Genomic DNA, 13504 nt, shown 5'->3' with positions numbered 1-13504 from the left:
GGCGACGCAAAGGCTCGGCCGGGGGGAAAGGGGCGGCGGGCGCCCGGGGTCAGCTGCGGAGGGCGGCGGCCAGGTCGGACATGAACGCGGTGACGGCGGCGGGACCCGGGAGGACCAGGTCGGCTCGGGATGCCAGTTCCGGTACTTCCTCCGAGCCGCTGCACACCAGGAGGCCCGGCAGGCCCTCGGCCCTCCGCTTCTCCACGGCCGCGTACGCCGCGAGATCGCCGAGGTCGTCCCCGGCGTAGACCACGGCTTCGGCGCCCGTCTCGTCCAGGTACTCGGTCAGGGCTAGGCCCTTGTCCATGCCGGGCGGCCGCAGCTCCAGTACGGCCCGTCCCGGCTCCACGATCAGCCCGTGCCGGGCGGCCAGCGCGGCCAGGGGCTCGCGCAGCGCGGCGAAGGCGGCGGCGGGGTCCTCGGCGCGGCGGGTGTGGACGGCGAGGGCGCGGCCCTTCTCCTCGATCCAGGTGCCGTGCCAGGCGCCGATGGAGTCCAGGAATCCGGGCAGCTCGGCCCGTACGGCCGCCACTCCGGGGTGTTCGGCGGGCGCGTGGACGATGCCGGTGACGGCGTCCCAGCGTTCGGCGCCGTAGTGGCCGAGCACGACGAGGTGCTCCAGGCCGGGGATGCCGGCGAAGCCGCCCAGCCGGACGGCGACGCCCGCCGGCCGGCCGGTGATCACGGCCACCGAGGCGACCTCGGGGGCGAGGGCCGCGAGGGCGGGGACGGCGGCGGGGTGCGCGCGCGCCTGGTCGGGGTCGGGGACGATCTCGGCGAGGGTGCCGTCGAAGTCGAGGGCGACCACGCTGCGGCGCGGTGCGCGGAGCAGGGCCGCGAGCCCCTCGCGGCCGGCGGCGGTGACGGGCATCGGCAGGTCGTGCGGACGGCTCCCCATGGCACGACCCTAACGGCCCGGGCGGGCCACGGCTACGGCGCACGGGTACTCGCACGCCGGGCGTCAGCGGCGGCCCTCAGCGGTGGCCCTCAGCGGCGGGCGCGCTGTGCCTCGCGGATGCGGCGGAGCCGGTTGACGGTGCCGGGGGCGTGGGCGAGGGCCCGCGGATCGTCCATCAGTGCGTTGAGCAGCTGGTAGTAGCGGACCGGGGTCATCCCCAGCCCTTCGCGTATCGCCCGCTCCTTGGCCCCGGGCCCGGGCCAGGTGCGTCCTTCGTACGCGAGCACCGCGGCCTCGGTGGCCGTCAGCTGCCCGTCGTCCGTCATACGGCCAGGTTAACGCCGCCCACCGACACCCACGGGGCCGCCAAGCTCGGGTGGGTGTCGGTGGGCGGGGGTCAGGGGCTGTCGGGTCAGCGGGCGCCGGTCAGCGGGTGTCCGCCGATCGGGCCTTGGCGGCGATCTCCTCCAAGACCCGCTTGGGCTGGCCGTTCGGCTGCACGGCCCGGCCGATGTTCTGCTTGATGTTCTCGCTCACCCCGGCCCAGGACTTCTTGCCGGCCGGGTACAGCCGTGAGTTCGGCAGGGCCGTGAGGAAGGTCTTCATCTGCGCCGCCGAACCGCCGCTGCTCGCCTCCACGGCCCGGTAGCCGCTGGTGGTGACCGGCAGCAGGTCGTACTTCTGCGTGAAGGCGGTCTGGTTCTTCGACTCGTAGAGGTAGTCGAGGAACTTGCCGGTCTGCGCGCGGTGCCCGCTCTTGAAGGCCATCACCCAGTCCGCGACGCCCATCGCCGGCTGGTCGGTGCCGTCGGCCGTCGGCAGCGGCACCATGCCGACCTTCACGCCCTTGGCCGCGGCCTGCTTCATCAGGGTGGGGTGGCCGTTGAGCATGCCGACCTCGCCGCGGGTGAAGGCGTCGAAGGCGGCCTGCCGGTCGGTCTTGCCGGGCTCGGTCGGCCCGGTCAGGCCCTGGCCGACCAGCTTGTCGCGGAGGAACTCGAAGGTCTTGACGTTTGCCTGGGCATCGATCGCGTACTCCTCCTCGTTGTCGGTGTAGCCGCCACCGCCCGCGAGGAGCCACTGCATCGTCTCGGCCTGCGCTTCCTCGCGGCCCAGCGGCAGGGCGAACGGGGTGGGGACGCCCGCGGTCTTGAGCTTCTTCGCGGCGGCCTCAAGGTCGGCCCAGGTCTTCGGCTGCCAGCCGGCCTTGGCGTCCTTGGGGATGATCCCGGCGTCGGCGAACAGCTTCTCGTTGTAGAAGAGCAGGCGGGTGCTGGCGACGAACGGCATGCCGTACTGGGTGCGGCGGATCTTGCCGGCGTCCGCGAGCGGTGCGAGGAAGTCGGCCTCGGTCTTCACCGACAGCAGCTCCTCGGCCGTGTACAGCTTGCCCGCGGCCGCGTAGTCGGCGTAGGCGCCGATCTGGGCGATGTCGGGGGCCTTGCCGGCCTTGACCATCTCGGCGACCTTGGCGTCGACCTCGGACCAGTTGTAGACGCTGACCTCGACCTTGACCTCGGGGTGGTCCTTCTCGAAGCCGGCCGCGAGGTCCTTCCACCAGGACGCCGAGGAGTTCTGTGGGTTGTCCCCGTAGTCGGCCGCCACGACCCGGAGGGTCACCTCGTTGTCCTCGGTGACGCTTCCGCATCCGGTCAGTGCCGCCGCGGCCAGGCTCAGTGCGGTTCCGGTTGCGGCCAGACGCAGGTAACGGCCTTTCACAGTTCTCGATCCACCCAAGGTTGTACGTACGATCCACGTAAGGTCTACACCACTTTGGCCTCTCCTCCACATTCGGAGCCGCCTCGGGGCCGGATTTGTATGGCAGCTCAACAATCCCCTCCAATGGACTAGACCTTTCCCGACCGAGCGAGCGAGACTGTCGACTGTGAAACCCGTGAAACACGTCATCGCCCTCGATGTGGGCGGCACCGGGATCAAGGCCGCCCTCATCGCCGAGGACTGCTCCCTGCTCCACGAAGCGCGCCGCGCCACCGGCCGCGACCGGGGCCCCGACGCCGTCGTCGAGACGATCCTGGACTTCGCCGCCGAACTGCACGCGCTCGGCCGCGAGCGCTTCGGAACGGCTGCCTCCGCGGCCGGCGTCGCCGTGCCCGGCATCGTCGACGCCGAGGGCGGTACCGCCGTCTACGCGGCCAACCTCGGCTGGCGCGACGTGCCGATGCGCGCGCTGATGAGCAGCCGCCTCGGCTCCCTCCCCGTGGCCCTGGGCCACGACGTCCGCACGGGCGGACTCGCCGAGGGCCGCATCGGGGCCGGCCGGGGCGCCGACCGCTTCCTGTTCGTCCCGCTCGGCACCGGCATCGCCGGAGCCGTCGGCATCGCCGGCCGCATCGAGGCCGGCGCCCACGGGTGCGCCGGCGAGATCGGCCACATCGTGGTCCGCCCCGGCGGCCCGCCCTGCGGCTGCGGGCAGCGCGGCTGCCTGGAGACCCTGGCCTCCGCTTCCGCCGTGAGCCGCGCCTGGGCGGCCGCCAGCGGCGCCCCGGACGCGGACGCCGCGGACTGCGCCGAGGCCGTCGCGTCCGGCGACGCGGCGGCCCGGGAGGTGTGGCTCACGGCCGTCGGCGCGCTCGCCGACGGCCTGGTCACGGCGATCACCCTGCTGGACCCGGGCACGCTGATCATCGGTGGCGGGCTCGCCGAGGCGGGAGAAACCTTGTTCAGACCGCTCCGGGCGGCCGTGGAGGAGCGGGTGACGTTCCAGCGGCTTCCCGACATCGTCCCGGCGGCCCTCGGGGACACCGCCGGATGCCTGGGCGCAGGGCTGCTCGCCTGGGACCTACTCGCCACGGAGGTACCTGCCTGATGGCCGGAAGCGCACACAGCACCGTTCTCTCCGGCGCCCGGGTGGTGCTGCCCACCGGCATCGCGGCAGGCGGGCGCGTCATCGTCGAGGGCGACCGGATCGCCGGCAGCGCCCACGAGAACGCGACCGTCGTCGACCTGTCCGGGCACTGGCTCGTCCCCGGCTTCGTGGACATGCACAACCACGGGGGCGGCGGCGCCTCCTTCACCTCCGGCACCGCCGAGGAGGTGCTGAGGGGCGTACGGACGCACCGCGAGCACGGCACCACCACCCTGGTCGCCTCCACCGTCACCGGCGACCTGGACGAACTCGCCCGCCGCGCCGGGCTGCTCGCCGAGCTGACCCAGCAGGGCGAGATCGCCGGCATCCACTTCGAGGGCCCGTTCATCAACCCCTGCCGCAAGGGCGCGCACAAGGAGGAGTTGCTGCGCGACCCCGACCCGGCCGAGGTCCGCAAGCTGGTCGACGCCGCACACGGCGCCGCCCGCATGTTCACCCTCGCCACCGAGCTGCCGGGCGGGCTGGACTCCGTACGGCTGCTGGCCGATCACGGGGTGATCGCCGCGATCGGGCACACCGACTCCACGTACGACCAGACCCGCCAGGCCATCGACGCGGGCGCCACCGTGGCCACCCACCTGTACAACGCGATGCCCGCCATGGAGCACCGGGCACCGGGCCCGATCGCCGCGCTGCTGGAGGACGAGCGGGTCACCGTCGAACTGATCAACGACGGCACCCACCTGCACCCGGCGATGCTGGAGCTGGCCTTCCACCACGCCGGCGCCCACCGCGTCGCCCTGATCACCGACGCGATGGACGCGGCCGGCTTCGGCGACGGGACCTACCACCTCGGGCCGCTGGAGGTGCAGGTGAAGCAGGGCGTGGCCCGGCTCGCCGAGGGAGGTTCGATCGCGGGCTCCACCCTCACCCTGGACACGGCGTTCAAGCGTTCGGTGACCCTGGACCGGCTGCCCGTCGAGTCCGTGGTGCAGGCGATCTCCGCCAATCCGGCCAAACTGCTCGGCCTGTACGACCGGGTGGGCTCGCTGGAGCCGGGCAAGTACGCCGACCTGGTCGTCCTCGACACCGCGTTCGACCTGAAGGGCGTCATGCGGCGCGGCGAATGGATCGTCAGCCCGCTCTAGCGGCCGGTGCGGTGCGGAGGCGAGCCGCCGATCGGGGGTACCCGGAGACGGAGGCGGGGGCGGACGGCCCGCAGGACTGGGCCGCCCGCCCCGTCTTTGACATGATCCCGGCACACACCGAGACCGGGACCCGAAAAAACCATGATCCTGACCGTGACGCTCAACACCGCACTCGACGTCACCCACCGCGTACCGAGGCTGACTCCGCACACCACGCACCGGGTCACCGCCGTGACCGAGCGGCCCGGGGGCAAGGGCCTCAACGTGGCCCGCGTGCTGGCCGCGCTGGGCCGGCCGGTGACGGCGACCGGCTTCGCGGGCGGCCGCACGGGCGCGGTCGTGCGCGAACTGCTCGCCGACTGTCCCGGTGTGACCGACGCCCTGGTCTCCTGCGCGGGGACCACGCGCCGCACCCTGGCCGTGGTCGACGAGTCCTCGGGCGACACCACGCAGTTCAACGAGCCGGGCCCGCTCATCGGTTCCGGCGAGTGGGCGGAGTTCCTGGAGCGGTACGAGGACCTGCTCGCCGGTGCCGAGGCGGTGGCCCTGTGCGGCAGCCTGCCGCCGGGCGTGCCGGTGGGCGCGTACGCCGTCCTCGTCCGCGCCGCGCGCGCGGCCGGTGTGCCGGCGCTCCTGGACACCAGCGGCGAGGCCCTGCGCCGCGGGATCGCCGCCCGCCCCGAGATGGTCAAGCCGAACGCCGCCGAACTCGCCGAACTCACCGGCTCCCGCGAGCCGGTGCAGGCCAGCCGCGACGCCCGGCGCCGGGGCGCGCACGCCGTGGTCACCTCGCTCGGCCCGGAGGGCCTGCTGGCCGCCACCGCGGAGGGAACCTGGCAGGCGGCCCCGCCGCGGACCCTGGCCGGCAACCCGACCGGAGCGGGTGATTCCGCTGTGGCGGGCCTGCTGGCCGGCCTGGTCGAGGGCGTGGACTGGCCGGGTCGCCTGGCCCGCGCGGTCGCCCTGTCCGCGGCCACGGTACTCGCCCCGGCGGCGGGGGAGTTCGACCCCCGCACCTACGAGGAGCTGTGCGGGACGGTCTCGGTCACCGGCCGCACCTGACGTTCCCGCCGGCACGGCCGGCCGGGCCCGGCCGAAACACCGTCAGCCTGCCTCGGCCGGAGAAACACCGCCGGCCCCTGCCGCGGGTGCGGCGGGGGCCGGACTCATTGCGGTCGGCGCTGTCGGCGGATCAGCGCTTGACCCACCCCTGGCCCAGCGAGAGCTGGTCGAAGATCGCCTCGCACTGGTTGCCGGCCTCGCACGAGATCTTCATCGTGTTGGTGCCCTTCTTCAGGTTGATGAACGCGTACGTGCGCGTCCACCCCTTGTCCCAGGCACCGGCTTCGGCCTTGGCGAAGTTCGCCAGATTCAGGGACTGCGTCGGGTTCTGGCCGTTGACGGTGAGGGTGACCTTCGCGTCCTTGCCGGGCACCGAGTAGTTCACGAAGAGCGTGTAGTCGCCGCCGCTCGGGATGTCGGCGGTCCAGGTCAGCGCCGCACCGCCCTGGTTGAAGTTGCCGACGTACTGGCCGCCGGCCCCCTTCCCGCCGGGCACCGCGTTCTGCAGGATGGCGCCGCCGGTCAATGCCATGCCCGCGCCCGCGGCGTCGCCCTTCGGCAGCGGCACTTCGGGGGAGGCCACGGGGCTCGGGGCCTCCGAGCCGCCGGAGTTCTGCGGCTGCGGCTGCTGCTGCTGGGTCTGCGTCTGGCCCTTGTCGGCGGTGTTGTTCTTGCCCGCGTCCTTGTCGCCGAAGGCCAGGGCCGCACCGATGCCGATCGCGACGGCGGCGACGACGGCGACGGCCGCGATGAGCATGCCGCGCCGGCTGGAGCTGCTGCTGCCGGCGCCGCGTCCGCCGCGCGCGGCGCGGCCGCCCGAACCGCCGTTCTGCGCCTGCATCGACGCCGTGTGGGACTGCTGCTGGGGCACGCCGTAGCCACCCGCCTGCAGCGCCTCCGGGGCCTGGTAATGGGCCTGGTAGCCGGGCTGCTGCTGGGGCGGAACCTGGCCGCGCTGGCCGCCGTACGTCCGCTCGCCGACCGTGCGCACCTGGTTGTACGACGTGCGGGGTACACCGCGCGCCGCTCCGGGCCCGGTTTCCGCAGCCTGACCGTCCGCGTAGAGGTAGCCGAACGGATCGTCGTCCTCGGGCTTGTTCGCCCCGCTGTTCGGGCCGTTGTTCGCGGGCGTCGTCATCGCAGGTCACTCCTTTCCATCCCGGGGAGCCTACCCCGAACACGTGCGCCCCCGGGCGGCCGACGGCCTCAGCCGGCCCTGCGATGTGCTTTGGAACGAGACCGTTTCTCGATGTACATCCGCTGGTCGGCAGAGCGCAGCACCTCGTCCGCCGACATGCCGCAGCCTGCCCAGCCGATGCCGAAACTGGCGCCGACCCGCACGGCGCGGCCGTCCACCCGTATCGGCGGGATGATCGCGTTGCGCAGCCGGACGGCGAGGTCGGCGGCATCGGCGGCGCCCAGACCGTCGGCGAGGACGACGAACTCGTCACCACCCAGCCGGGCGACGGTGTCACCGTCGCGGACGCCCGTCGTCAGCCGGCGGGCGACCTCTATCAGCACCGCGTCGCCGGTGTGGTGCCCGAACCGGTCGTTGATCGACTTGAAGCCGTCGAGGTCGCAGAAGAGCACCGCGAGCCCCTTCGTCCCGTCGTCCACCTCGGAGGCGGGCGCGACCGCGTGCACGTGGTGGTCGTACGGGTCCACCCCGCCGGACAGGTCGAAGGGCTCGGGGAAGACGTCGTACCGGAAGCCCGTGTCGCCCGGGTCGCCGGAGCCCGCCGGGCCGCCCGGGACGCCCGCGGCGGCGGCCGCGGGGTCGGCGCCCCGGCCCTCGTACGCGGCGTCGAGCGCCTCCACGGCGGCGGAGCGCACGGACTGCTGCGGCATGCGGCACAGCCGGGCCGAGAGCCGGGCACGCAGTTCGGCGCTGTTGGGCAGGCCGGTGAGGGAGTCGTGGCTGGCGCGGTGGGCGAGCTGGAGCTCGTGCCGCTTGCGCTCCTCGATGTCCTCGACGTGGGTGAGCAGGAACCGGGGGCCGTCGGCGGCGTCCGCGACGACGGAGTTGCGCAGCGAGACCCACACGTAGGTGCCGTCGCGCCGCCCGAGGCGCAGTTCGGCGCGACCGCCCTCGGCGGAGGTGCGCAGCAGGGTGCCGATGTCCTCGGGGTGGACCAGGTCGGAGAACGAGTACCGGCGCAGGACGGAGGCGGGGCGGCCCAGCAGCCGGCACAGGGCGTCGTTGGTCCGCAGCAGCCGGCCGTGCTGGTCCCCGCCCATCTCGGCGATGGCCATGCCGCTGGGCGCGTACTCGAAGGCCTGCCGGAAGGATTCCTCGCTGGCGCGCAGGGCCTGCTGCTCCCGTTCGAGGCGGACCAGGGCGCGCTGCATGTTCGCGCGGAGCCGGGCATTGCTGATCGCTATCGCCGCCTGGAAGGCGTACATCTGGAGCGCCTCGCGCCCCCAGGCACCGGGGCGGCGCCCGTTGCGCGGCCGGTCGACGGAGATGACGCCGAGGAGTTCCCCGCCGGACGCGTACATGGGCGCGTAGAGCCGGTCCTCGGGGTGCCACTCGTCCTCGAAGCGCGGGTCGGGGCCGTCGGTGTGCCACTGCGGCACGTCGTCCTCCAGCAGGACCCAGCCCTCGGTGTGCGGGATGAACCGCAGGCCGTCCCAGTTCTCGCCCATGGTCAGGCGGCGCTCCCAGGAGGCGCGGGAGCCGACGCGGCCGGTGATCAGGGCTTCCGCGGCGGGGTCGCCGGCGAAGGCGGCGACGACGAGGTCGCCGTCAGGGCGTACGAGGTTGACGCAGGCGAGCTCGTAGCCCAGGCCGGTGACGATGCCGTCCACGACGGTCTGCAGGGTGTCGGCCAGGCTCCTGGCCGTGTTGAGCTCGGCCACCACCCGGTGCAGCTGCCGCAGGGTCGCAAGACGGACGTACGGCTCTGACTCGGTCTCCATCGCTCGCTCTCCCCGAGACCTCGACAGCAACTCCAGTTTTGTCATCGGCGTTTCGTTGCGGTGTCCCGTCCACTGAATCACAGTGAGCTGTGCGGCAGGTACACAGGGTCAACAAATCTTGCCCTCTGTGACTTAAGTCACATCAGATGAATCAAAGCGTCGGCTGACGGCTCCTGCGCCCTGGAGCGCTTCCCCGCCCTTCCGGCGGCTCACGATACGCGTGAGGCCTAGGCCAAGGGTCCCGGACACGGCTCGGCCCCGGGCCCGATGTGCGCCGGGGGAGGGCGGGACTAGCGTTCCAGGTGTGCCGAAAACGACCTCCGTACCCGTCCCGACCACCGTGAGCCTTCATCCTGAAGGTGTGAGCCACGACGAGTTCCGCGCCGCCCTGTCCCGACTGGCGGCGGGCGTCTGCCTGGTCACCGCACACGAGCCCCCGCTGGCCGAGGACGGCCCGCGCGGGGAGGACGTCGGGATGACGGCCACCGCCTTCCTGTCGGTGTCCCTCGACCCGCCGCTGGTCCTCGTCAGCCTGCGGGAGGGGTCGCGCATGGACGACCTGCTGGCCGAGCAGCCGCTGTGGGCGGTCTCGCTGCTGGCCGACCACCAGGTGCAGATCGCGAGCCGCTTCTCCATGAAGGGCCGGATCAGCGACCGGCTGCTCTTCGCCGACCTGCCGTACGAACGCGGCGAGGTCTCCGGGGCCCCGCTGCCCGCGGGGGCGCTGGCCACCCTGGAGTGCCGCACCGAGCAGCGCGTCCCGGCCGGCGACCACACCCTGGTCATCGGCCGCGTGCTCGCCTCGTCGCTGCCGGCGCCCGACGCCGCACCGCTCGCATACTTCCGCGGCCGCTACCGCAGACTGGCGCCGTAGCGCGCGGGCCGACCGTCCGCCGGCCGCCCGCCCGTCTGTCCGTCCGCCCGGTCCGCCGGGCGCTACCAGTCGCGGCCCGAGCGTCCGCGCTTGGTCTCGCCGCGGGCCTTCTTCTCCCGCAGCCGCCGCTCGTTGATCCCCCGCGGGATCTTCGTCGCGCGGCGCGGCTTCGGCGGCGGGGCCGTCGCCTCCGCGAGCAGCGACGCCAGCCTGACCAGCGCCATCTCCCTGTTGCGCAGCTGCGAGCGGTGCTCGGAGGCCCGTACGGCCAGCACCCCGCCCACCAGGCGCGGGGCCAGGCGCTCCAGCGCCCGCTGCTTCCACACCTCGGGCAGCGCCTTCGTCGCCGCGAGGTCGAACAGCAACTCCACCCGGGAGTCCGAGGTGTTCACGTGCTGGCCGCCCGGCCCGGAGGAACGCGAGAACCGCCACGAGAGCTCCGCCTCGGGCAGCACGACGGAGCCGCGGATGACATGGGGACCAGGCATGGCCCCATGATCCCGCCCCGCTTACGCCCCCGTCACCCGTATTTCCGTACCGTCGGAAGGGAAAGCCGCACGAGAAAGGCCCTGCGGGCCCCGCGGGGGAAATCCGGGCGGAAATCGGCAGGCTGGAACCTGCGAGGCCCCTCCCCGCGTTATGAAGGTCAGCGGTACCTTGACCGCACATCTCGCGGTCAGCGACGAGGAAGGGACACCAGTCACAATGGCAGTAAGCCTGTCCAAGGGCGGCAACGTCTCGCTCACGAAGGAGGCCCCCGGCCTCAGCGCCGTCACGGTCGGACTCGGCTGGGACGTCCGGACGACGACCGGTGTCGACTTCGACCTGGACGCCTCCGCCATTGCGGTGAACGCGATGGGCAAGGTCGTCTCGGACGGCCATTTCGTCTTCTTCAACAACAAGTCCACCCCGGACCAGACCATCGTGCACACCGGCGACAACCGCACCGGCGAGGGCGCGGGCGACGACGAGGCCATCAAGGTCAACCTGGCCGGCCTCCCGGCCGACGTCGACAAGATCGTCTTCCCGGTCTCGATCTACGACGCCGACACCCGCCAGCAGAACTTCGGCCAGGTCCGCAACGCCTACATCCGCGTCGTGAACCAGGCCGGCGGCGCCGAGATCGCCCGCTACGACCTCTCCGAGGACGCGGCCACCGAGACCGCCATGGTCTTCGGCGAGCTCTACCGCAACGGCGCCGAGTGGAAGTTCCGCGCGGTCGGCCAGGGCTACGCCTCGGGCCTGGTCGGCATCGCCCAGGACTTCGGCGTCAACGTCTGAGCCATCCGGCCGAAGCCCCCTCCCGGCCGTCCGGGAAGGGGGCTTCGCCACACCCCGACGGGCGCGCGGAATCCGGTGCGCGCGCAGTGGCGGCCTCCGCCGGTGCCCCGGCCGTCCCCACCGAGGCCACCGCCCTCCACGCGAGGAGCCACGCCTCCTTCGAGCCGAGCGGCGACTTGCGCCTGCTGATCGTCGAATGCCGGCGCCCACCGCTCCGGGTACGGAAGCGCCGACCGCCGAGGCCCGCCGGCGCGCACCGCCGACCGCGGGTGTCGGTCAGCGCACGGGCTTCCTGCCGTACAGCCAGGCGTCCCACACCTTCGACAGGTCCATGCCGGTCTTCCGCTCCGCATAGGCGGTGAAGTCGGCCGTGCTCGCGTTGCCGTGCCGGTGGTCGGCGGCCCAGCCGCGCAACAGCGCGAAGAACCTCTCGTCGCCGGCCTCCTGCCGGATCCGGTGCAGCACCATCGCGCCCCGGTAGTACACCGGGCCCTCGGAGATCTCCTCCGGCCCGGGCGGCGCGGCCGGCGGGAACGCGTCCCAGTCGGTGCCGGCGCCCTCGTCGACGGAGGTGTCGCCGGCCAGGAAGGCGTCGAAGCGGCGCTGGGCGGACGGCCCGCCGTGCTCCTCGTCCCACAGCCACTCCGCGTACGTCGAGAAGCCCTCGTTGAGCCACATGTCCTTCCAGGACTTCGGCGACACCGAGTTCCCGAACCACTGGTGCGCCAACTCGTGCAGGACCAGTTGCTCATCGGCCGGGGCGCCGGAGAAGACCGGCCGGGTCTGCGTCTCCAGCGCGTACCCGAGGGTCTCGGACGGCGCGACGATCGCACCCGCGGACGCGAACGGGTACGGACCGAACCGCGCGGCACCCCACTCCACCATCTCCGGCAGCCGCGCCAGCGCGGGCCCGCCGCCCTCCGGCTCCCCGGGGGCCACGGCCGTGTACAGGGGCACCCCGGAGGGGGTCTGCCCGGTCGCCACCTTGAACTTCCCGACCGCCGCCGTGACCAGGTAGCTCGCGACCGGCTCCGCGCTGTGCCAGGCGAACGCGGTCCGCCCGTCGCCGGTCTCGGTGCGCGAGCGCAGCAGTCCGTTGGACACCCCCTCGTAACCCTTGGGGACGGTGAGGGTGATGTCGTACGCGGCCTTGTCGCTGGGGTGGTGGTTGCCGGGGAACCAGGTCATCGACCCGACCGGCTCGCCGACCGCGAAGGCCCCGTCCTCGACGGGGATCCAGCCCTCCTCGGAGCCGTCCGGATCGGAGAGGGTCCTGGGCTCGCCGCTGTACTCGACCTCCGTGCGGAAGACCTCCCCGGTGCGCAGGTCCTCGGCCGGGCGTACGGTCAGCTCGTTTCCGGTGCGGTTGAAGCGGGCCCCGGCGCCCTGCACCGTGACGCCCTCGACCTTCAGACCGCTGAGGTCGAGGTTGAACGAGCTGAGCCCCTGCTCGGCCCGGGCCGTGATGACCGCCTTGCCGTGCAGCACCCCGTCCTCGGGGTCGTACGCCAGGTCCAGCCGGTAGTGGTCGACCTGGTAGCCGCCGTTGCCGGCCTTCGGGAAGTAGGGGTCGCGCAGGCCCGACGCGCCCGGCCGCCCCTGCACCGTGCTGCCCGTGCACGCCGTGGTGAGGGCGAGCAGGGCGGCGACGGCAGGGACGGCGAGGCGTGTGACGCGGGAGGAGCGGGAGAGCTCGGCGGGGCGGGGGACGGCGCGGGTTTCCACGCAGCCGATCCTATGGGGCATCTTGTCGCACTACGGTCCGATACGACCGGTGACGCGGGCCCCGCCCGCCCCCGGCCGACTACTGCTCCAGGGCCTCGACGCCGGCCTTGGCGAACTTCTCGTCCAGGTCGCCGCTCGGGGCGCCGGCCACGCCGATGCCCGCCACCGGCGCGCCGCCCGCCTGGACGGGGACGCCGCCGCCGAGGAACAGGGTGCCCGGGATGTCCTTCAGGTTCGGGGCCTGGGCGAGGCGGCCCACGAGCACCGAGGTCGGCGCGTTCCACGACACCGCGGTGAAGGCCTTGCGCTGCGCCGACTCGTAGGACTGCGGACCCGCGCCGTCGCCGCGCAGGGTGACGATGGTGTTGCCGTTGCGGTCCACGACCGCGACCGTCACCTTCTGGTTCTCCTTGCGGGCGGCCTCCAGCGCACCCTGGGCGGCGCGGGTGGCGGCGTCGACGGTCAGGTGCGTCGAGGTGGTGAAGTTCTTCTCGCCCACCTCCTTCTTCGCGGCCGCAGCGGCCGGCGCGGACTGCACCTCGGCCTGCGCGGCGTTCGCGCCGACCGCACCGAAGGTGCCGGCGCCGAGCGCGACGGCGAGGGCGGTACCGGTGAGAACGCGGGTGCGGGTCTTCATGCTGCTGCTCCTTGGACGTCGGGCTGGGCGCCGGTGGCCGTCGGCCGTCTGCCGGGCACCGGATCGTTCGCCGGCCCGTTTCCAGCGGCCCGGCGTCGTGCTTCCAGCCTGCGGCCGCAGCCCCCGCCCACCC

13 protein-coding genes are annotated in these 13504 nt (G+C 73.2%); 5 read left to right on the top strand and 8 right to left on the bottom strand.

The window, feature by feature from the left end; all coding sequences use genetic code 11:
* Positions 1-49: 49 nt before the first annotated feature.
* From otsB to HYE82_RS25750, 3 genes are all read right to left on the bottom strand, one after another.
* Positions 50-898: a trehalose-phosphatase gene (otsB, locus tag HYE82_RS25760; RefSeq protein ID WP_179176541.1), complete on the bottom strand. Its 849-nt coding sequence runs from the start codon at positions 896-898 to the stop codon at positions 50-52.
* 89 nt (positions 899-987) lie between these two features.
* A complete protein-coding gene (locus tag HYE82_RS25755; RefSeq protein WP_037924728.1) occupies positions 988-1224 on the bottom strand; it encodes a DUF3263 domain-containing protein in 237 nt (78 codons plus the stop codon).
* A 100-nt stretch (positions 1225-1324) separates the two neighbouring features.
* Positions 1325-2575, bottom strand: a complete 1251-nt coding sequence (locus HYE82_RS25750) for an extracellular solute-binding protein (RefSeq protein ID WP_256987676.1) — start codon at positions 2573-2575, stop codon at positions 1325-1327.
* 217 nt (positions 2576-2792) lie between these two features.
* On the opposite strand from HYE82_RS25750, the gene HYE82_RS25745 reads away from it, so the two are divergent.
* From HYE82_RS25745 to HYE82_RS25735, 3 genes are all read left to right on the top strand, one after another.
* Positions 2793-3725, top strand: a complete 933-nt coding sequence (locus HYE82_RS25745) for an ROK family protein (RefSeq protein ID WP_179176542.1) — start codon at positions 2793-2795, stop codon at positions 3723-3725.
* Positions 3725-4873 carry an N-acetylglucosamine-6-phosphate deacetylase gene (gene nagA / locus HYE82_RS25740; protein ID WP_179176539.1) on the top strand — a complete coding sequence of 383 codons (1149 nt, stop codon included), beginning with the start codon at positions 3725-3727 and terminating at the stop codon, positions 4871-4873. The genes HYE82_RS25745 and nagA overlap by 1 nt, the downstream gene beginning before the upstream one ends.
* Positions 4874-5014: 141 nt before the next feature.
* Positions 5015-5935, top strand: coding sequence for a 1-phosphofructokinase family hexose kinase (locus HYE82_RS25735; RefSeq protein WP_179176538.1), 921 nt, complete (start codon positions 5015-5017; stop codon positions 5933-5935).
* Between the two features lie 130 nt (positions 5936-6065).
* Here the strand turns inward: HYE82_RS25735 and HYE82_RS25730 are convergent, their stop codons facing one another.
* Together HYE82_RS25730 and cdgB are read right to left on the bottom strand one after the other, a co-directional pair.
* Positions 6066-7073, bottom strand: coding sequence for a CBM35 domain-containing protein (locus HYE82_RS25730; protein WP_179176537.1), 1008 nt, complete (start codon positions 7071-7073; stop codon positions 6066-6068).
* Positions 7074-7141: 68 nt separating this feature from the next.
* Positions 7142-8854 carry a diguanylate cyclase CdgB gene (cdgB, locus tag HYE82_RS25725; protein WP_179176536.1) on the bottom strand — a complete coding sequence of 571 codons (1713 nt, stop codon included), beginning with the start codon at positions 8852-8854 and terminating at the stop codon, positions 7142-7144.
* Between the two features lie 304 nt (positions 8855-9158).
* Here cdgB and HYE82_RS25720 point away from each other — a divergent pair, with 304 nt between their 5' ends.
* Positions 9159-9728, top strand: coding sequence for a flavin reductase family protein (locus HYE82_RS25720; RefSeq protein WP_179176535.1), 570 nt, complete (start codon positions 9159-9161; stop codon positions 9726-9728).
* 62 nt (positions 9729-9790) lie between these two features.
* On the opposite strand, the gene arfB is transcribed toward HYE82_RS25720, so the two are convergent.
* Complete coding sequence (gene arfB, locus HYE82_RS25715; protein ID WP_179176534.1) at positions 9791-10216, bottom strand: alternative ribosome rescue aminoacyl-tRNA hydrolase ArfB; 426 nt, start codon at positions 10214-10216, stop codon at positions 9791-9793.
* Between the two features lie 217 nt (positions 10217-10433).
* Here arfB and HYE82_RS25710 point away from each other — a divergent pair, with 217 nt between their 5' ends.
* Positions 10434-11009, top strand: coding sequence for a TerD family protein (locus HYE82_RS25710; protein ID WP_179176533.1), 576 nt, complete (start codon positions 10434-10436; stop codon positions 11007-11009).
* Between the two features lie 276 nt (positions 11010-11285).
* Here HYE82_RS25710 and HYE82_RS25705 read toward each other — a convergent pair whose 3' ends face one another.
* Complete coding sequence (locus HYE82_RS25705) at positions 11286-12734, bottom strand: M1 family metallopeptidase (RefSeq protein ID WP_309144449.1); 1449 nt, start codon at positions 12732-12734, stop codon at positions 11286-11288.
* 79 nt (positions 12735-12813) lie between these two features.
* A complete protein-coding gene (locus tag HYE82_RS25700) occupies positions 12814-13371 on the bottom strand; it encodes a heme-binding protein (RefSeq protein WP_179176531.1) in 558 nt (185 codons plus the stop codon).
* Positions 13372-13504: the final 133 nt, after the last annotated feature.

The organism is Streptomyces sp. BR123, from assembly GCF_013401435.1.
Classification (GTDB): Bacteria; Actinomycetota; Actinomycetes; order Streptomycetales; family Streptomycetaceae; genus Streptomyces.
The sequence above is the reverse complement of the archived record's forward strand: the minus strand, read 5'-3'. Positions and strand labels throughout refer to the sequence as shown.